Origin of the sequence: Vitreoscilla filiformis (assembly GCF_002222655.1) — a bacterium.
In the GTDB taxonomy this organism is placed as follows: Bacteria; Pseudomonadota; Gammaproteobacteria; order Burkholderiales; family Burkholderiaceae_C; genus Ideonella; species Ideonella filiformis.
Map to the genome: position 1 here is coordinate 1,782,319 of NZ_CP022423.1, position 16,578 is coordinate 1,798,896.

At 64.4% G+C, this 16,578-nt stretch carries 19 protein-coding genes; 5 read left to right on the forward strand and 14 right to left on the reverse strand.

Annotated elements, in window-relative coordinates; all coding sequences use genetic code 11:
- The first annotated feature begins 1 nt into the window (after position 1).
- Positions 2-370: a hypothetical protein gene (locus tag VITFI_RS08470; RefSeq protein WP_089416576.1), complete on the forward strand. Its 369-nt coding sequence runs from the start codon at positions 2-4 to the stop codon at positions 368-370.
- Here the strand turns inward: VITFI_RS08470 and VITFI_RS08475 are convergent.
- Entirely contained in the window at positions 367-1,299 is a 933-nt protein-coding gene (locus VITFI_RS08475; RefSeq protein WP_089416577.1) for a LysR family transcriptional regulator, read from the reverse strand. The two genes, VITFI_RS08470 and VITFI_RS08475, sit on opposite strands and share 4 nt — an antisense overlap.
- A 93-nt stretch (positions 1,300-1,392) precedes the next feature.
- Here VITFI_RS08475 and VITFI_RS08480 point away from each other — a divergent pair, with 93 nt between their 5' ends.
- Positions 1,393-2,754 carry an aspartate aminotransferase family protein gene (locus VITFI_RS08480; RefSeq protein WP_269768705.1) on the forward strand — a complete coding sequence of 454 codons (1,362 nt, stop codon included), beginning with the start codon at positions 1,393-1,395 and terminating at the stop codon, positions 2,752-2,754.
- A gap of 9 nt (positions 2,755-2,763) precedes the next feature.
- Here VITFI_RS08480 and pyrC read toward each other — a convergent pair whose 3' ends face one another.
- Genes pyrC through VITFI_RS08495 form a run of 3 tightly spaced genes read right to left on the reverse strand, consistent with a single transcriptional unit; the run spans position 2,764 to position 6,529 of the window.
- Complete coding sequence (gene pyrC, locus VITFI_RS08485; RefSeq protein ID WP_089416578.1) at positions 2,764-3,804, reverse strand: dihydroorotase; 1,041 nt, start codon at positions 3,802-3,804, stop codon at positions 2,764-2,766.
- 50 nt (positions 3,805-3,854) lie between these two features.
- Entirely contained in the window at positions 3,855-6,119 is a 2,265-nt protein-coding gene (locus VITFI_RS08490) for a putative bifunctional diguanylate cyclase/phosphodiesterase (protein WP_198301374.1), read from the reverse strand.
- Positions 6,116-6,529 carry an Hpt domain-containing protein gene (locus VITFI_RS08495; RefSeq protein WP_157725615.1) on the reverse strand — a complete coding sequence of 138 codons (414 nt, stop codon included), beginning with the start codon at positions 6,527-6,529 and terminating at the stop codon, positions 6,116-6,118. Before VITFI_RS08495 ends, VITFI_RS08490 begins: the two co-directional genes overlap by 4 nt.
- Before the next feature lie 212 nt (positions 6,530-6,741).
- On the opposite strand from VITFI_RS08495, the gene VITFI_RS08500 reads away from it, so the two are divergent.
- Positions 6,742-7,143 carry a YchJ family protein gene (locus VITFI_RS08500; RefSeq protein ID WP_089416580.1) on the forward strand — a complete coding sequence of 134 codons (402 nt, stop codon included), beginning with the start codon at positions 6,742-6,744 and terminating at the stop codon, positions 7,141-7,143.
- Positions 7,144-7,153: 10 nt separating this feature from the next.
- The gene (locus VITFI_RS08505; protein ID WP_232476520.1) at positions 7,154-7,870 is read left to right on the forward strand and encodes a pseudouridine synthase; all 717 of its coding nucleotides are present in this window, start codon (positions 7,154-7,156) and stop codon (positions 7,868-7,870) included.
- Here VITFI_RS08505 and VITFI_RS08510 read toward each other — a convergent pair.
- Positions 7,855-8,652, reverse strand: a complete 798-nt coding sequence (locus VITFI_RS08510) for a segregation and condensation protein A (RefSeq protein WP_089416582.1) — start codon at positions 8,650-8,652, stop codon at positions 7,855-7,857. The two genes, VITFI_RS08505 and VITFI_RS08510, sit on opposite strands and share 16 nt — an antisense overlap.
- Entirely contained in the window at positions 8,653-8,874 is a 222-nt protein-coding gene (locus tag VITFI_RS08515; RefSeq protein WP_232476522.1) for a DUF3460 family protein, read from the reverse strand. It abuts the gene before it with no gap.
- Positions 8,875-8,941: 67 nt separating this feature from the next.
- Here VITFI_RS08515 and VITFI_RS08520 point away from each other — a divergent pair, with 67 nt between their 5' ends.
- Positions 8,942-10,063: a CYTH domain-containing protein gene (locus VITFI_RS08520; RefSeq protein WP_089416584.1), complete on the forward strand. Its 1,122-nt coding sequence runs from the start codon at positions 8,942-8,944 to the stop codon at positions 10,061-10,063.
- Between the two features lie 18 nt (positions 10,064-10,081).
- Here VITFI_RS08520 and VITFI_RS08525 read toward each other — a convergent pair whose 3' ends face one another.
- The 8 genes from VITFI_RS08525 to VITFI_RS08560 form a co-directional block, all read right to left on the reverse strand.
- Positions 10,082-11,335 carry a DUF5666 domain-containing protein gene (locus VITFI_RS08525; RefSeq protein WP_089416585.1) on the reverse strand — a complete coding sequence of 418 codons (1,254 nt, stop codon included), beginning with the start codon at positions 11,333-11,335 and terminating at the stop codon, positions 10,082-10,084.
- Position 11,336: 1 nt separating this feature from the next.
- Positions 11,337-12,218: a DUF6502 family protein gene (locus tag VITFI_RS08530; protein ID WP_089416586.1), complete on the reverse strand. Its 882-nt coding sequence runs from the start codon at positions 12,216-12,218 to the stop codon at positions 11,337-11,339.
- Between the two features lie 47 nt (positions 12,219-12,265).
- Positions 12,266-12,841, reverse strand: a complete 576-nt coding sequence (locus VITFI_RS08535) for a protein-disulfide reductase DsbD N-terminal domain-containing protein (RefSeq protein ID WP_089416587.1) — start codon at positions 12,839-12,841, stop codon at positions 12,266-12,268.
- Between the two features lie 32 nt (positions 12,842-12,873).
- Positions 12,874-13,773 (reverse strand): calcium-binding protein, encoded by a 900-nt coding sequence (locus VITFI_RS08540; protein WP_089416588.1) that lies wholly within the window; start codon positions 13,771-13,773, stop codon positions 12,874-12,876.
- On the reverse strand, positions 13,770-14,690 hold the full coding sequence (locus VITFI_RS08545; protein ID WP_089416589.1) for an FAD:protein FMN transferase: 921 nt from the start codon (positions 14,688-14,690) through the stop codon (positions 13,770-13,772). Before VITFI_RS08545 ends, VITFI_RS08540 begins: the two co-directional genes overlap by 4 nt.
- Before the next feature lie 3 nt (positions 14,691-14,693).
- On the reverse strand, positions 14,694-15,794 hold the full coding sequence (locus VITFI_RS08550; RefSeq protein WP_198301375.1) for a DUF3570 domain-containing protein: 1,101 nt from the start codon (positions 15,792-15,794) through the stop codon (positions 14,694-14,696).
- On the reverse strand, positions 15,781-15,894 hold the full coding sequence (locus tag VITFI_RS18895) for a DUF4266 domain-containing protein (RefSeq protein WP_198301732.1): 114 nt from the start codon (positions 15,892-15,894) through the stop codon (positions 15,781-15,783). Before VITFI_RS18895 ends, VITFI_RS08550 begins: the two co-directional genes overlap by 14 nt.
- 113 nt (positions 15,895-16,007) lie before the next feature.
- Positions 16,008-16,517, reverse strand: a complete 510-nt coding sequence (locus VITFI_RS08560; RefSeq protein ID WP_089416590.1) for a TlpA family protein disulfide reductase — start codon at positions 16,515-16,517, stop codon at positions 16,008-16,010.
- Positions 16,518-16,578 lie beyond the last annotated feature (61 nt).

A 16,578-nucleotide genomic window follows, 5' to 3' on the forward strand; every position in this document is an offset into this window, starting at 1 on the left:
CATGAAAAAAACGTGGGTGGAAGGGTTGGAAATGCTGGTGGTGGGGCTGGCGCTGTCCGGGCTCACCGTGTCGGTGGTGTTTCGCAAATTGGCGGTGGCGCTGGTGTCGCTGTGGTTGTTGGTGATGGTGTTCCGGCGGGTGATCCGGCGCACCAGCGTGCCTGCGCAACCTGCGTCACGGCGGGCACTGGGCGCGATTTTTGTGCTGTCCGTGCTCGAAATGGGCGTTTTGGTGGAAATGACCCAACTGCCCGTTCGTTTTGATCAGCCGGGTTTTGAAATGTCCCACTGGCTGTGGGTTTTGTTGGGGTTGGCGGTGTTGTTCATCGTGCAGGTGGCCTGGTTTCGACCCAAGAATCCCACCGCTTAAAAACATCCCGCATGGGTATTTTTGAGTTCAACCAAAAAGGCGCGACCCAATCGGGATGGCCCCGGCCACGCTCGGCCAATGGCCACAAACTGCACGTGATAGTCTGCTTCCGGCAATACCAAGCGCCGCATCTGCCCACTGTTGACGAAAATCGCCGCATAGTGATCCGGTAAAAAACCGATGTAACGCCCCGACAAAATCAGAGTGGCCAACGCCTCTTGATCTGTCACCGTGGCGGTGCGGCGCAGGCGCAGGCGGTGCGTCACCTCCATGTTGGGCGAGTGAAAGGCCAAGCCAGCGTAGTCGGTTTGGCGCAGGGTGTCCCAATCGAGCCGTTCGGGATGCGGTGCCTGCGCCCAGAGCGCATGGCCAGGGCCGCAGTAGAGGTACATGGTTTCGTCGAACAGTGGGTGATAGTGCAGGCTGTCCGACCGGCGATGATCCGGGGCAATGGCCAGTTGCAAGCGGCCATCCAGCACGGCAGTTTCCAACTGATTGAGGGCACCCATGCTCAACTCCAGTGTCACCCGGGGCGCTCGCTGGCCAAACGCGGCAATCGCAGCGTGAATGCGGCAACGTGGATTCGTCACCGTTTTATCGAACAGCCCCAGGGTGAGCACGCCTTGCAAGTCGGCGTGTAAATCGTGGATGTCACTGCGGAAGCCGTCCAGCGCTTCCAGCAAGCGCAGGGTGCCTTCGTAAACGCGCTGGCCGTCGGCGGTGAGCGCAAAACCGGCGCGGCCTCGGCGGCACAGCGTCAGGCCCAGGCGGGTTTCCAAGTCCTTCAAATGCCGGCTGACGGTGGAGCGTCCGATGTTCAGCTCCAACTCCGCCGCACTCAGCCCACCGCATTCGACCATCGTTTTGAAGATGCGCAGCAGGCGGATTTCGGTGTCGCCGACTTGCCCGAGCAGAGCTTTTTTCACCATGCATACCTCGGCCGAAAAGTTGTCATACGCTGCAAGTAAATGGCCAAAGATTGCAGTTTATGCACCCATGATCTTGCTCAAGAATCCCCGGCCATGGACATGCACACCCTCCCCACGTCGATGGCCTCAGACAGCCCCGACGCCCTCACGCCCGCCCAATTGGCCGCCCATTGGATGCCGTTCACCAGCAACCGCCAGTTCAAGGCCGATCCGCGCCTGTTGGTGAGCGGGCAGGGCGCTTACTACATGGATGACCGGGGCCGCTCGATTTTTGATGGCCTGTCCGGCTTGTGGACCTGCGGCCTGGGCCATGGCCGCAGCGAAATTTCCGCTGCCGTGGCGCGCCAAATCGGCACGCTGGACTATTCGCCCGGTTTCCAGTTCGGGCACAAACTGTCCTTTCAACTGGCGGAACGCATCGTGGCGCACACGCCCGAAGGGTTGGATCATGTGATCTTCACCGCGTCAGGTTCCGAAGCGGCGGACACCTCGCTCAAACTCGCCCGCGCCTACTGGCGTCTCAAAGGCCAGCCGAGCAAAACACGCTTCATCGGTCGCATGAAGGGTTACCACGGCGTCAACTACGGTGGCATCAGCGTGGGGGGCATTGGCGGCAATCGCAAGCTGTATGGCGAGGGGCTGCACGCGGATCACCTGCCGCACACCCTGCTGCCTGGCAATGAGTTCAGCCACGGCCAACCGGCCACGGGCGCCCACTTGGCCGACGAGCTGCTGGAGCTGATCAACCTGCATGACGCTTCCAACATCGCCGCCGTGATCGTGGAGCCGTTTTCGGGGTCGGCGGGGGTGATCGTGCCGCCGGTGGGTTACTTGCAGCGTCTGCGCGACATTTGCACCCGACACCACATCCTGCTGATTTTTGATGAGGTCATCACCGGTTTTGGCCGGGCGGGGGCTTGGACGGGCTCGGAAGCCTTCGGCGTCACGCCGGATATTTTGAATTTCGCCAAACAAGTCACCAATGGCGCGCAGCCGCTGGGCGGTGTGGTGGCCAGCCGCGAGATTCACGATACCTTCATGGCCGCTGGCGGGCCGGACTATGCGGTCGAATTCCCGCATGGTTACACCTACTCGGCGCATCCCGTGGCGTGCGCAGCCGGCTTGGCCACGCTCGACGCGCTGGAGCGCGAACACGCCCCCGCTCGTGTGGCCGAGCTGGCCCCGTATTTCGAGAAGGCAGTTCACAGCCTGCGCGGCGCCAAGCATGTGACGGACATCCGCAACATCGGCCTGGCTGCTGGCTTGAGCATCGCGGCGATGCCGGGTGAGCCGGCGCGCCGGCCCTTCGAAGTGGGCCTGCGCTGCTGGGAAAAAGGCTTTTACGTGCGCTTCGGCGGGGACACGATCCAGCTCGCCCCGCCCTTCATCAGCACGCCGGCGCAAATTGACGCGCTGGTCAACGCCCTGGGCGAAGCGCTGAACGCCCAGGCGTGACGGGCGAACTCAGTCCACCAGACGCCAGTTCATCACCTCGCCGCCGCGCAGCGGCTTGAGGCTGGCGTCGCCGAAGGCCACGCTCTCGGGCAGCGTCCAGGCTTCGCGCTTGAGCGTGATCGTGCCTTCGTTCACCGGCAGGTTGTAGAACGCCGGGCCATTGCGGCTGGCAAAGGCTTCGAGCCGATCCAGCGCACCCGCCGACTCGAACGCTTCGGCGTACAGCTCCATGGCGGACAGCGCCGTGTAGCAGCCTGCGCACGCGGCAGCGTGTTCTTTCAGGTGGGCGGGGTGCGGAGCGCTGTCCGTGCCGAGGAAGAAACGGTCGCTGCCGCTGGTGGCCGCCGCCAGCAGGGCTTGGCGGTGGATTTCGCGCTTGAGCACCGGCAAGCAGTAATAGTGTGGCCGCAGCCCGCCTTGGAAAATCGCGTTGCGGTTGTACAGCAGATGGTGAGCGGTGATCGTCGCGGCGGTGAACATGCCGGCGCTGGCGACGTAATCAGCCGCTTCTTTTGTGGTGATGTGCTCGAACACCACCTTCAGCTCGGGGAAGTCTTGGCGCAGCGGCTGCATCACGCGGTCGATGAACACGGCTTCGCGGTCGAACAAATCCACCGTCGAATCCGTCACTTCACCGTGGACGCACAGCACCAAGCCGGCGCGTTGCATCGCTTCCAAAGTGGCGTAGGTTTTGCGGATGTCGGTGACGCCGGCATCGCTGTTCGTCGTCGCGCCGGCAGGGTAGAGCTTGAGGGCCACCACACCGGCAGCTTGGGCGCGTTCGATTTCGCTGGCTGGGGTGTTGTCCGTCAGGTACAGCGTCATCAAGGGCGTGAACGACAGGCCAGCGGGCACGCTGGCCAGGATGCGGTCACGGTAAGCCAGCGCTTGCTCGGTGGTCGTCACCGGTGGGCGCAGGTTGGGCATGATGATGGCGCGACCAAACTGGCGTGCGGTGTGCGGCACCACGGTGGCCATGGCGGCGCCGTCACGCACGTGCAGGTGCCAATCGTCGGGGCGAAGGAGGGTGAGGGTGTCTTGCGTGCTCATGGCGGCGCATTGTCCCAGAGCCGTCCCGCGTCCTGCGTCCCGCACCTGCTTCAGAACAGGAACCCTGCCGAGTGCATCTTGGCGTTGCCTTCCAGGGACGGGCGCGTGCGGGCGCCGTCGGGCCGCATGTGCTGGAGGTGCGTCATGGCCCATTCGGCCAGTTTGTCCCCAGGCAGTGGGCGGCTGAACAAATACCCTTGCATGATGTTGCAGTCCAAACTGCGCAGCAAACTGGCTTGCGGCAGGGTTTCCACCCCTTCGGCCACCACGCGCAAATTGAGCGAGCGTGCCAGCGACACAATCAGGTTGATCACCTCCACCGCCTTGGGTTTGACCGCCATGTTTTCCACAAAACTGCGATCCACCTTCAGCTCGGAAATCGGCAATTCGGTCAGATACTGCAAGGACGAATACCCGGTGCCGAAATCGTCCACCGAGATTTGCACCCCTCGGTCGTTCAAGTTTTGCAAGATCGGCAAGATGCGCTCCAAATCCTGCATCAAACTGCTTTCGGTGATTTCCAGCACCAGCATGTGCGACGGAATACCGTAAGGCTCCAAGGTCTTGTCGATCAATTGGGCCAGGTCTTGGCGCAAGAACATGCGGCTGGGCATGTTCACCGCCACTGCGCCATCAAAGCCGAACTGATCGCGCCACACCGCCGCTTGGCGTGCTGCTTCACCCAGGGCCCATTCGCTCAGGGTGATGATCAGCCCGGTTTCTTCGGCCAGCGGGATGAATTCGCCCGGGGGCACCAAACCGCCATCGCTGCCGCGATCCCAGCGCATCAGCGCTTCGACACCGACCATCGCATTGGTGTGAATGTCGATTTTGGGCTGGTAGTGCAGGATGAGCTGCTGGCGGCCAATGGCTTTGTAAAGTGCGCTCTCCAGCTCCAATTTTTCGCGCCCACGCTCGGACAGCAGCGGGGTATAAGTGACGCAACTGTTGCGTCCGCGTTCCTTGGCGGCGTACATCGCCACGTCGGCGGCACGCATCAGCTCGGCCACCGAGTGGCCATCGCGGGGGTACAGCGCCACCCCAATGCTGGCGGTGGCGATCAAGTCTTGGCCGTCGATCGACACCGGTGCCCGCAGCGCATGCAACATGCGCTGGGCCACGCGCTCGGCGTCGCTGTCTTGGCGAATTTCGGGCAGGAGTGCGACGAACTCGTCGCCACCCAGCCGCCCGACCGCTTCGAGCATGCGGTGCAGGCGCACGCCAGCCATGTCGATGTTGCCGTCGATGATTTGGTCGCTGTGGCGCACGCAACTGCGCAGCCGGTGCGCCACCTCGATCAGCAGTTCATCGCCGGCGGTGTGGCCCAGGGTGTCGTTGACCTTCTTGAAGCGATCCAAGTCGATGAGCAGCAGCGCCATGCGATGGCCCATGCGGCGGGCTTGCTCCAAGGCTTTTTCGGCGCGCCACTGCAACTGGCGCCGGTTGGGCAGTTGGGTGAGTGAATCCTTGTTGGCCAGGCGCCGGATCGAGTCTTCGGCCAAATGGCGTTCGGTCACGTCCTGGATGATGCCGGTGTAGCCCAGGCATTGCCCCAAGTCACCGAACTCCGGCTCGGCCTCGACGTGGATGATGCGCAACCCGCCCGGCGCCCGGCGCATGGGCACGTCCATGGCGACCGGGAAGACGTGCCGCAGCACACGGCGCAGCGTGATCAGCAAAGCCCGCCGGTCATCGGGTTGCATCTGGCGCAGCAGGCTGTGCAGCGACAACGCCTCATCCGAGGTGTAACCGAACACATGCAGCGCCTCCGCTGACCACTCCAGCCCTTGAATCACGGGCAGGCGGGGGCGGTAACGCCAATCGAAGCTGCCCATGCGGGCCAAATCTTGCGCCCGGGCCAGGCGGGCGCGGCTGCGCACCAGCTCTTGGTGGGTGCGTGCGGCGCGCAGCATGTGGTGCAACCGGCCGGCCAGCAAACTCCACTGGCTGGATTTGACGATGAAGTCTGTGGCCCCAGCTCGGTAGGCGCGTTCAATCGAAGCGTCGTCGTCCAGGCCCGTGAGCATGAGCACGGGCAGATCCTCCAAACCCCGGCGGGCGCGCAGGCGACGGCAGGTTTCGAAACCATCCAAGCCGGGCATGAGCGCGTCCAAAATCACCAGATCGGGCACCCACTCGCCCAGCATGTGCAGGGCGTCTTCACCGTTGTGGGTTTCGGTGACATCAAAGCCATACTGCCCCAGCGCCGCACTGACGAGCGCCAAGTTGACGGGCTCGTCATCGACCAGCAGCACGGTGGGCCGCTCTCGGTCGGAGGAGGCGTCAGCCCATGGCTGAATCGGCGTGATCGTCACACCGGCCTCCCCAGGAGGGCATCGACGGCCTCGGTGGTGCGCCGCAAGGTGTCCAAGCAAGGCGCGACCCAACGGGAAGCCTCATCCCAATGTTCGTGGCGCAGGGCTTGCTCCAGTGCGTGGCACACCTCGGCCAGCTCACGGGCACCGATGTTGGCCGATGCCGATTTGAGGGTGTGGGCACTGTCTTGAATGACGCGGAAATGCCGGGTGGCCCAAGCCGTTGAGATGGCTTGCTGATGTTTGTCCAGGGTGTCGCGGTACAGGCGCAGCAGGCGGTTCACGAAGGCGACGCCGTCGCGTGGCTGCAACCGTTGTAAGTCTTTCAGGACAACGGGGTCAAGGGCCAGCCCGGTGGCAGGGGGCCGGTCATCGGGCAGGGCGCTGGAACCGTACGGGGATGAATTCATGATGGCAAAGGCTAGAAGCACGAACAAGCGAGCCAGCGACGCGCGGTTCACCCGTCATTGTCGGTGCCTCCAGCGCTTTTCTTGCGTCGGTTGATAGGGGATCCCGGCAGCGGATGCGAGCTATAAGCATGGCGCCGGAGCGACATGGGGTCAAGTGTGGGCCTGAGGAGCTTCCCTATAACATGCACTGTTATCTCAAGGGTGTTGTCTGCATGAAGAATGTTTGCCCGTGCGGTTCAGGGGTGGCGTATACGTCCTGCTGTGGACGGTGGCACCAAGGCCCCCAAGCGCGACAGGCCCCCGATGCCGAGGCCCTGATGCGTTCGCGTTACAGCGCCTTCGTCCTCAATCTGCGGGACTATCTGCTGGCCACCTGGCACCCCAGCACCCGCCCCGCCGATTTGGCCCCGAACGAACCCGGCCTGCGCTGGCTGGGCCTGACGGTGCGGGCGCACCGCGTCGTGGATGCGCACCATGCCGAAGTAGAGTTTGTGGCGCGCAGCAAGTGGGGTGGGCGCGCCCACCGTCTGCACGAACGCAGCCGTTTTGTGCGCGAGGCCGATGGCCGGTGGTACTACGTGGACGGCGAATTTCCCGAGGCGACCCGTGCTTGAGCCATCGCCCGTGCCGATTCTCTACGCCGACGACGACGTGTGGGTGGTGGATAAACCCGCCGGTTTGCTGGTGCATCGCAGCCGGCTGGATGCCCACGAGGAAGACACCTTGGTGGAGCGCTTGCGCCAGCAAGCCGCGCTGGCTTCGCGGGATTTTTTAGCGCCAGCGCACCGGTTGGACAAAGGCACGTCTGGCCTGCTGCTGCTGGCTCGCCATGCGGAGGCCGCTCGTCGCTTGGGAGCCTTGTTCGAAGCGGGAGCGGTCCACAAGCGCTACGTGGCGCTGGTGCGCGGCTGGCCCGCGCCGACGCTGCACTGTGAGCATCCGTTGGCGCGTGACCCCGAACGCCCGAGCGCCGGCCAGCCCCTGCTGCCCGCACAAACGACGTTCGAGCGGCTGGCCTGCATCGAGTGGCCCTTCAGTGTGGATGGGCGCCATCCGTCCAGCCGGTACGCTGTGGTGAGCGCCCAGCCACTCACGGGGCGGCGCCATCAAATTCGGCGGCATCTCAAGCATCTGGCGCACCCCATCGTTGGGGATTCGACGCACGGCAAAGGGGCTCACAACCGTGCCGTGGCGGCGTGGTTGGGGATTCAACGGCTGTGGTTGCATGCACAGTCCCTGTCCTTGCCCCATCCCATGCGGCCTGAACAGCGCTTGGCGCTCACGGCACCGCTGGGGGCGGAGTGGGCCGCCGTGCTGCCCGCCGATCACACCGGGGTGTAACTCAGGCGCACGTAAATCGGGGCGTAGGCCTCGGCTTGGGTGATCTCCACCAACTGCTCGCGGGCCAGCTCTAGCAGGGCGATGAAGGTCACCACCACGACGCTGCGCCCACGCTCCACCTCAAACAATTGTTCGAAGGCCAGGAAGCGCACCGGTTGCAGCCGGCGCAGCAGTTGGCCCATGAAGTCGCGCACCGAGAGCTGTTCGCGGGTGATGCGGTGATGTTGGTGCAGCTTGGCGCGGCGCAGAATGTCGCGCCAGGCTTGGCGCAGATCGTCGGCGGACACGTCCGGCAAGCGCCGTGCGAGGCTTTGCTCGATGGTGACTTGGGCTGCCAGCCAATCGCGGCCCAACTGCGGCAGGGCGTCGATTTGGCGTGCAGCCAACTTGATTTGCTCGTATTCGAGCAAGCGGCGCACGAGTTCGGCGCGTGGGTCGTCGGCTTCTTTGCCGTCGTCGCTGGGCCGGGCGGGCAGCAACATGCGCGATTTGATCTCGATGAGCATCGCCGCCATCAGCAGGTATTCGGCGGCCAGTTCGAGGTTGTGAGCGCGGATGTCGTCCACATACCGCAGGTACTGGCGCGTGACCTCGACCATGGGAATGTCGAGGATGTTGAAGTTCTGCTTGCGGATCAGGTACAGCAGCAGATCCAACGGCCCCTGGAAGGCTTCCAGAAACACCCGCAGCGCGTCGGGCGGGATGTAGAGATCGTGGGGCAATTCAAAGAGGGGCTCGCCATACAGCCGGGCCACGGCCCCGGCGGCCGCCTCATCCGTCACTTACTTGGCCTTGGTGCCGAAGTAGACGTAGGCCGATTGCGCCACGCGCCCAGCCTTGAAGGCAGCGGCGGCCTCGGCGTCTTGCGGACGATCCCACAGCAGGCCCCGGCCCGTGCGTTGCTCGGCTTCCAGGGTGGGCTTCTTGGCCTTCAAATCGTTGATGAATTGGGTGGCGTCGGACTGATACGGTTTCCAGAACAGCGGCATGGCAGTCAGCGGCACGAGGCCGACATCAAAGGGTTGAGAACAAGCGCAAAGCCCATAATTTTAGGCGGGATGAGGGCGCAGAATGCGGGTTTTTCACCGGTGGGCGGCGATGCAAGAAATCGAACTCAAGTGCCAAATTCCCGCCGCCAACCTGGCGGCGCTGCGGGCAGACCTGCAAACCGTCGGCCAAAGCCCCGGCGCGTCGCTGACACAACAGCGCTTGCAGGCCCGTTACTTCGACACACCTTCGCGTCATCTGGCACACGCTCGGGCCGCTTTGCGCTTGCGCCGCGAGGGCGATGTTTGGGTGCAAACGCTCAAAGCGTTGTCCACAACGCCGGGAGCCACTCACCTGCACCGGCTGGAGCACAACGCCGAGGTGATCGACGCAGCCGATGGGGGCGTGCCTGCTCTGCATCTCGCACGGCACCTGCACACCCCGGCTGGGGAGGCGCTGGCGGCGGCGTTGGGTGTCACGCTGGAGGCGTTCGAAATTCACGCCAAGGCGGGTGAAACGCTGGGCCTGGCCCAGACGTTCGAAACCGACATCCACCGCACCCAAGCCACAGTGATGCACCAAGGCGCGTGCATCGAGCTGGCGCTGGACGAAGGCGAAGTGCGGGCCAGCGGGCGCGTGCTGACGCTGTGTGAGTTGGAGATGGAGTTGCGTTCCGGCTCGGTGGCGGCGCTGATCGATTTGGCGCAGCATTGGGCGCAGGCGCATGGCCTGTGGCTGGATGTGCGCAGCAAGGCCGAACGCGGTGAACGCTTGGCGCGTGGGGAGGCGTTGCCTGTGGCGCACCCCATCTCCCGCCCCGTGTTGCCGCCAGACGGGCCGACGCCAGCGGCGTTGCGCCAAGCTGTGGCCGGGGTGTTGAATCCGCTGCTGGCCTTGGGCAGCGTGGTGGCCGATCCGACCCTGACAGCCCAACTCACGCCCGAACACCTGCGCCATTGGCACCGGGGCTTGGGGTTGCTGCACCAAGCGCTCGCCCAAGCGGCTGAACCCGCGTTGGTGGGGGGCAGTGGGTCGGGGCCGGCGGGGTTGTCGGCGGCTTGGGCCGAGTCGCTGATGCTGTTGCTGGCGCCGCTGGACGCCGCCGGCCCGCAAGATGCGGCCTTGTGGGCACGGGCTGCGCGGTCGGGGCGCACTCAGCAGTTGATGCTGGCGTTGCTGGGGTGGGTGGCGTCCGGGCGAGATTGAGGGGGATTCCCCTCGCCCTCAATCGGCCTCGCTCTCGGCGTCTGTATCGGCTTCAACTTGGGTGGCATACCAACGCCCCTGACGCTGCACGGCGTCCACTTCGACAAGCAACCCCACGGCCCAAAGCGCCCCGTCCAGCTCGAAGACGGTGTCATCGGTGTAATGCACGGTGTAACCGCGCAGGACGAACGTGCCGGCTTGGGTGTCCAGATGGGTCAAGCGTCCGTGCAGCTCGAACTCGTTGTCACGCACGTCCTCCTCTTCCAACCGCTCCACTTCGGTGGCCCGCACCACCCCTTGGGACACCGCACCTTTCACCTCCACGCGGCTGCCCAGCGTCAGCCCCAACGCGGCAACGCCCGACACCCCACGGGCATCCACAGGGCAGCCATTCACCGAAAAATCGGTGGCACTGCGGTGCGCGGTGATGCGGCCTTTGAGTTCGGCTTCGTCGGCTTCGCTGATGTCCAGGTCGGTGAGGAGCTGATCGAGCACCTGCCATCGGGTCACGGCCCATCGCCCAGCGGCATCGGGCTGCGGGACGAGGTGAACCCGTAACAGCATGCCTTCATACAGCGACACCCCCGCTTGTCCTGGGGTGTACGACAGGGTCAAAGGCCCCAGCGTGCAGCGGTCATGGCGCAGATCGGACAACAGCCCGCTGAGTTTGTAGGCGCCGGGCGCACTGGCGCGAACCTCCACCCGCGTGGCCTGCAACGTTTGTGTGGCGGGGTTGACGTAACCGTACACCTCCACCCAGTGCGTCGGGCGCAGGTCGGCCAGCTCGCGCACGTTCGTGCCATCGAACACGGTGGCGCTGGAGACGCTCACCGTGTTGCCCAGCAGGGCGAAGGTGGACGCGGCGACATCGATCTGCCCCACGGGGCCGATCCATTCGCTGTCGTAACTGATGCGCGTCGCGGTGGCCGTGGCCGTGCCCGCGCTGACACTGCCGCTGATCGCCGACCCCTCGACACTCACCACCATGCCCAGTTTGAAGGTGTTGGCCGCTGTGGTGCCGTCGCTGTGCTGCACCTGGGCTTGGCGGTTGTCGTAGCGAATGCGGTTCACGATGATCGAACCCAAGCCGTTGACCGTGCCATTGGTGAACGAGCCTGTGCCGCCGGTACTCAGCCCCGCCGTGTTGCCACTGCCGCCGCCACATCCCGAAACGGGCCACATCGTGGCCCCGGCCAGCCAAGTCAGCCAGCGGCGGCGGTGGTGGCCGAGTGTTGTCAGGGGGAGAGGGGGCGTGCGGGGTGTGGAGGGCATGTCAAGAATCCGAAGCAGGGGCCGGTGGTGGTTCGGTCATGGGCCGACTGAAGCTGTACAGGCCCAACCGTACACACTGATCGGCCAGACGCCCTTGGGCACGGTCCTCATCCATCAGGGCGGACAGCGCGGGGGCGAGGGTGGTCAGCAGGTGCTGCCACTGTGCGGCGATCAAGGGCCGAATCTGGGCGAGCGATTCCGCCGACAGTTCGTCCGCGAACAGGGCTTGTTCAAAATGGGCCCGGCCATCTCCCTGCACGTTGAGCACCGCCGCTTCCAGGTGATCGCCGACGTTGTCCCCCAAATACCGCAGCATCTGGGTGACATCGTGGCGCGGGACGAAGGCTTCAGGGCACAAGGTCAGCCAATCGTGTGCCGGGTCGTGGCTCACCCAGCCCAAGCGCAGCAGCTCATCGAGCAGGGAGCGCGGATGCACATCCTGCGTCACCTGAGCGGCCAAGCTTTCGAAGCTCGGGGCAGGCCCGGTGCGCGGCAGGGGTTGCCATGCGCCTTGGTCATCTCGGGCGCCTGGCAAAGCTTGCCAGTGGGCCAGCACATCGGCCACCAAACTGCGCGATGTGTTGCGCTTGGGCGGATGGTGGGCTTCCAGGCGTGCGACTTCACGCCGCGTCAGCCCGGTCATGGTGCTGATGCGGCTGGTGAGTCGATGGGGTGGGTGGTGGGGATGTTCATGCTCGCAGGCATCGCGGGCGGCCCGAACCACGGCGCGGCGCACATGTTCTTCCAGCGCTTGGATGGACACCCCTCGCGCCACGCACAGCCGCGCCAGCGGCCCCAGGATCAAATCCAGCGCGCCGAGCACAGCGGCTTGATCGGCTTGTGGGCCGGAGAGCGCAGGGGGGGCGGATGCGGGGTCTAACATGGCCTGTCCATCAAACGGGCGCCGATTGTCTCGCTTCCCGGTTCGCATCAATCCCGCTGGGGACGGCGCTGCTTGCGAAGCCACCCCCAGCCACCGCCCCCGAGGCACAGAACGGCCAGCAAGCCCCCTGCCACCTCGGGCCATCCGAAGCCGTCTAAGTGCCAGCGTCTTCCCAGCCAGAGGCTGGAGGCCGCAGCGTCGGGCAAGGCGATGGTCAAAATGCGCTCTTGAGGGGGATGGCACAGGCCCGCTTCTGCACAACCTTGGTAGGTGATGTGCAGCCGCAGCGTTGGCGTGGTGGGGTCGGCATGAACTGGCAAGAGAAAAATCGCTCGATCGGTCAAAGCATTCATCCAACCGCCGTGGGGCGCTGGCTTGCGGACAGCCGGCGGAAGCACCGCCGCCCCCAAGGTTGCCGATGGGGGACGGGTGCTGAACACCACCCGATCCCTGTCCAAATAATGGCCCGGCGCGATGTGGAAGCGCACTTCGACCGTTTTCGCGTCCAGTGCCTGAATGGTGGGCCGAAACGCCTGGGAGGGGTGAAGCGCATCGGCGTCCTCCGCCCATGCGGAGAGCCCCGGCCACAACGCCATGAACATCCACAACAACCAAGGTGGCATCTCGGCCTCCAACAAAGGCTTGCGGCCAGCGCTTAGACAACCCAAAAGTCGCTGGCCGACAGGTTCGGGTGTGTGCCCGTGCCCAGCGTGGCCACCAGCACTTGGTCGCTGCTGCCCAGGGCGCTGCCGGTCGGGTCGTAGAAAAGTTGACCGGTGTGGGCGTCGTAAACGAGGCGATCTTCGGTGCCGAGCGCCTGGGTGCCTTGCACCAAAACGCTGGCGGTCGCAGGACGGCTGGCCAGAGACACCCCCGCCGCCGTCCCCGTGATGCCCAAGTGGAACACCGCATCGTCCAGCGCGATGCGGTCGCTTCCGCTGAAATCTTGGATGAGGTCGCTGCTGGCGCCAGACTGCAACGGTGCATTGAACAGGAACACATCTTGGCCCGCGCCGCTGCTCAGGGTGTCGTGGCCTGTGCCGCCGGCCAAGGTGTCGGCTCCGGTGCCGCCAGTCAGGGTGTCGTTGCCGGCTTGGCCCAGCAGCCGGTCGCGTCCTGCGCCGCCGTCCAGCGTATCGCTGCCCGTTCCGCCGTCCAGCGTGTCGTTACCGGCGGCACCGATGAGGGTGTCTTGGCCGGCCAGCGCACTGAGTTGGTCATGCCCGGCGCTGCCGGTGAGGACATCGTTTCCGGCGGTCGGTGAGGTGCTCACCGCCGGGGTCAAATCGACGACCGCGTTCTGGAATTGAATCTGCTCAAAATTCGCCAACGACACCGATCCACCACTGGCCGTGGACAGCGTCACCACGCCACTGGTGGACTCGGTCAGGGTAAAAATCGAGTCCGGGTAGTCCACGATCAGCACATCCGTGCCGGTGGCGCCGTCCAGGGTGACGCCCCGCAACGAGGCCCAGCCGCTGCCGGAGATTTGGCCAAAAAACCCTTCGTAGAGGGTGACGGTGTCGTTACCGCTGGTCAAGGTGGTGGTGCTCATGGGTGGGGGAGGTTGCGAGGTGGATGGGAGATGAGGTGGCCCAGCGGATCCACCACCAAATGGGCGTGGCCGGTGGCTTGGAGAAATTCAAGGCCCTGCTGTTCTTTGAGCATGGCAATGGTGGCGTGTGTGCCCGCCATGCAGCACAGCGGCGCCACCACACTGACCGACTGCCAGTGGCGGCAGGACTGGCCCGTGCGAGGATTCAAGATGTGGCAGTGGCGCTGCCCTTGGGGATCGTCGAAAAAGCGCTCATAGTCACCGCTGGTGGCCAGTCCGCCCTGGGCGATGGGAACCGATGCGATGAGCCGCCCCGGCTCGCGTGGATGGCGGATGCCGATGCGCCACGGTGTGCCGTTGGCCTGCGGGCCGATCACGGCAATGTCGCCACCCAGGTTGACATACCCTCGGTGCAAGCCTTGTTCACGCAGCACCTGGGCGGCGCGGTCGGCGGCGTATTCTTTGGCCAGGCCGCCCCAATCGAGTTCCATGCCTGCGATGGGCAACCGCACCCCGGCTGCCGAACGCTCGACCCGATGCCAGCCGATCAGCGGCAACAACGCCGCCAACTGCGCTGTGGTGGGCTGGATGTGGCGCTGGAAGTCCCAGGCGCGGCGCAACACCCCGGAGGTGATGTCAAACAGCCCGTCACTTTGGTGGTGGAGGGCATCGGCGGCATCCAGCAGCCAGTGGGTTTCAGCGTCACACGCGATGGTGTGGCCACTGCCAGCGCTGGCGTTGATGCGGCTGAGTTCGCTGTCCGGGCGGTAGCGGGAAAACTTGCGTTCAATGCGCTGTACTTCGGCCATGGCGCTGGCCATGGCGGCTTCCGCGTGGCTGGCGCTGTCGGCGACCACGGTGATGTCGTTGAAGCACCCCATGGCGCGAAACTGCAACCGGAAGTTCGAAAGGGCCATGGCTCAAAACGAAAACGTTAAACCCAGTTGAATCATGCGCGCCCGGAAGGGTTCAATGCCGGGGCTGCCCGTGCCGAACGGCAATCCGCTGGCGGTTTGCCGGTAGGTTTCGTAACGTGCGTCCGCCGTCCATTGCGGTGTGAGGCGCCGACTCACCTTCAGGCCGAGTGACATGGCGCCAAAAGCCGAAAGGCGCTGATCCTGGGATTGGATCGTTTCCACCGGGCGGATGGTGGGGAAACCTGGGTTTTCCGGGTCGAGGTAAAACCAGGCTGCCGACTGGGTATGCAAGCGCAGCAAAGGTGTGAACGTCCACGATCCCCAGGGCTGAACATATTCAGCGCCCAGTGTATGCGCCCGCACGCCGAAAGAATCCCGGTAGTAACGGTAACTGAGGCGGGCGGTGCCATCCGTGGCCGTGAAATGGTGATTCCACCGGCCCAGCCAGGCCGTTTGGTGTTTGGTTTCGGGGCGGTGATCGCGGTATTTATAAGGGTCTGAAAAATACCCGTGGCCTGTGGCGTGGGTCACCGTCAATTGAACAATGTCGGTGGGGCTCAGAACTTGCGCCACGCCCAGCATGACGTCCCGCAGCCGCTTGGGTTCGTGCAGGCCGATGCTGGCCACGTCGATGTGGTCACTCGTGTGGCCGAGGCCGAACAACACCGTGGTGTTGCGGTCTTCCGTGCTGACCGAGCCGGACACGGTCGAGGCCCGCGAGCGGTAGTCGTTCTCTCGGGAGTCTGCCCAGCCGACGGTGAGGGTGCCACGCGAAAAATAACGGGTGATTTTCAGATCCCGGGCGCGGCGCTCGTCTTCCAGATGGCCCGATCCCAGCGCCTCGCTGTGGAACGATGGCGAGGCGCCTGATACGGTGTCCGCTGTCCAACTGCCTTCCAGCGCCCATTCCCCGGCCACGGGCACCTGAATCGACAGCGCATGCGCCCGCACCCCCACCCGATCCCAACCCGGTTGGCTGTCTTGGTAATCGAGGTACTTGTAGCTGATTTGGCCTTGCTCCGGTGCCGTGTCGGCGTGGGCTGAGGGCAGAGCGGCCACCAGGGCCAGGGCCAGCCAGGGCACAGGCGATTCAGTTGCAGCCACAGCCACCTCCACCCACACCGGCCCCACCCGAAGCGGCTTCTTTGCTGAAATAAGTGTGCTCGTTGAACTTGGTTTCCAAATGGTCCGAGTCAAACGTCATTTCGGGGCGGGCGAGCGTCCCTTTTTCCCACGGGGCCACGGGTTGGAGGGTGCAGCCGGCACCACTCAGCGCCACAGTGGCCGCCAGTGACAGCCTTCCCCATTGCAAATACGTCACTGGGAACCTGCCAAAGCGGCTTGCAGCCGTTGTTCGAGTTGATCCCGGCTGGCGTCATTGAAACCGGCGTGCTGCTGGATGACTTTGCCATCACGCCCGATCAGCACACTCGTGGGCATGCCTTTGACGCCGTACAACCGAGGCGAAACCCCTTTCGGATCGAACATCACGGTGAATTTGGCGGGGGTTTTGGCCAAAAACTGATCGGCGGCGCTCATTTGCTGATCGAGGTTGATGCCGATGATTTGCAAGCCTTTGGCCTTGTATTTGTCCTGCATGGCATTCATCCAGGGAAATGACTGGCGGCACGGCCCGCACCAAGACGCCCAAAAATCCACATACAACACTTTGCCGGTTTGCAATGGCAGGCGCACGGTTTCGCCATTGGGGCCGAGCAGTTCAACGTTGGGCGCCGTCTCCCCGATTTCCAGGGCGTGCGCTGGCAGGGTGCTCGATGCCAAGCAGACACCAAGCCAAGCCACGAACAAAGGGCGGATGAGGGACATGAGAACTCCTTCAAGACGTGGACAGTGTAAATGTGCAATTTGCACATTTCAACCGGGGCGC

Bases quoted from the DNA above. Each gene is read 5' to 3' on its own strand.
- VITFI_RS08470 (WP_089416576.1), top strand. From the start codon at position 2: ATGAAAAAAACGTGGGTGGAAGGGTTGGAAATGCTGGTGGTGGGGCTG.
- VITFI_RS08475 (WP_089416577.1), bottom strand. From the start codon at position 1,299: ATGGTGAAAAAAGCTCTGCTCGGGCAAGTCGGCGACACCGAAATCCGC.
- VITFI_RS08480 (WP_269768705.1), top strand. From the start codon at position 1,393: ATGGACATGCACACCCTCCCCACGTCGATGGCCTCAGACAGCCCCGAC.
- pyrC (WP_089416578.1), bottom strand. From the start codon at position 3,804: ATGAGCACGCAAGACACCCTCACCCTCCTTCGCCCCGACGATTGGCAC.
- VITFI_RS08495 (WP_157725615.1), bottom strand. From the start codon at position 6,529: ATGAATTCATCCCCGTACGGTTCCAGCGCCCTGCCCGATGACCGGCCC.
- VITFI_RS08500 (WP_089416580.1), top strand. From the start codon at position 6,742: ATGAAGAATGTTTGCCCGTGCGGTTCAGGGGTGGCGTATACGTCCTGC.
- VITFI_RS08520 (WP_089416584.1), top strand. From the start codon at position 8,942: ATGCGGGTTTTTCACCGGTGGGCGGCGATGCAAGAAATCGAACTCAAG.
- VITFI_RS08525 (WP_089416585.1), bottom strand. From the start codon at position 11,335: ATGCCCTCCACACCCCGCACGCCCCCTCTCCCCCTGACAACACTCGGC.
- VITFI_RS08530 (WP_089416586.1), bottom strand. From the start codon at position 12,218: ATGTTAGACCCCGCATCCGCCCCCCCTGCGCTCTCCGGCCCACAAGCC.
- VITFI_RS08535 (WP_089416587.1), bottom strand. From the start codon at position 12,841: ATGCCACCTTGGTTGTTGTGGATGTTCATGGCGTTGTGGCCGGGGCTC.
- VITFI_RS08540 (WP_089416588.1), bottom strand. From the start codon at position 13,773: ATGAGCACCACCACCTTGACCAGCGGTAACGACACCGTCACCCTCTAC.
- VITFI_RS08545 (WP_089416589.1), bottom strand. From the start codon at position 14,690: ATGGCCCTTTCGAACTTCCGGTTGCAGTTTCGCGCCATGGGGTGCTTC.
- VITFI_RS18895 (WP_198301732.1), bottom strand. From the start codon at position 15,894: ATGACGTTTGACTCGGACCATTTGGAAACCAAGTTCAACGAGCACACT.
- VITFI_RS08560 (WP_089416590.1), bottom strand. From the start codon at position 16,517: ATGTCCCTCATCCGCCCTTTGTTCGTGGCTTGGCTTGGTGTCTGCTTG.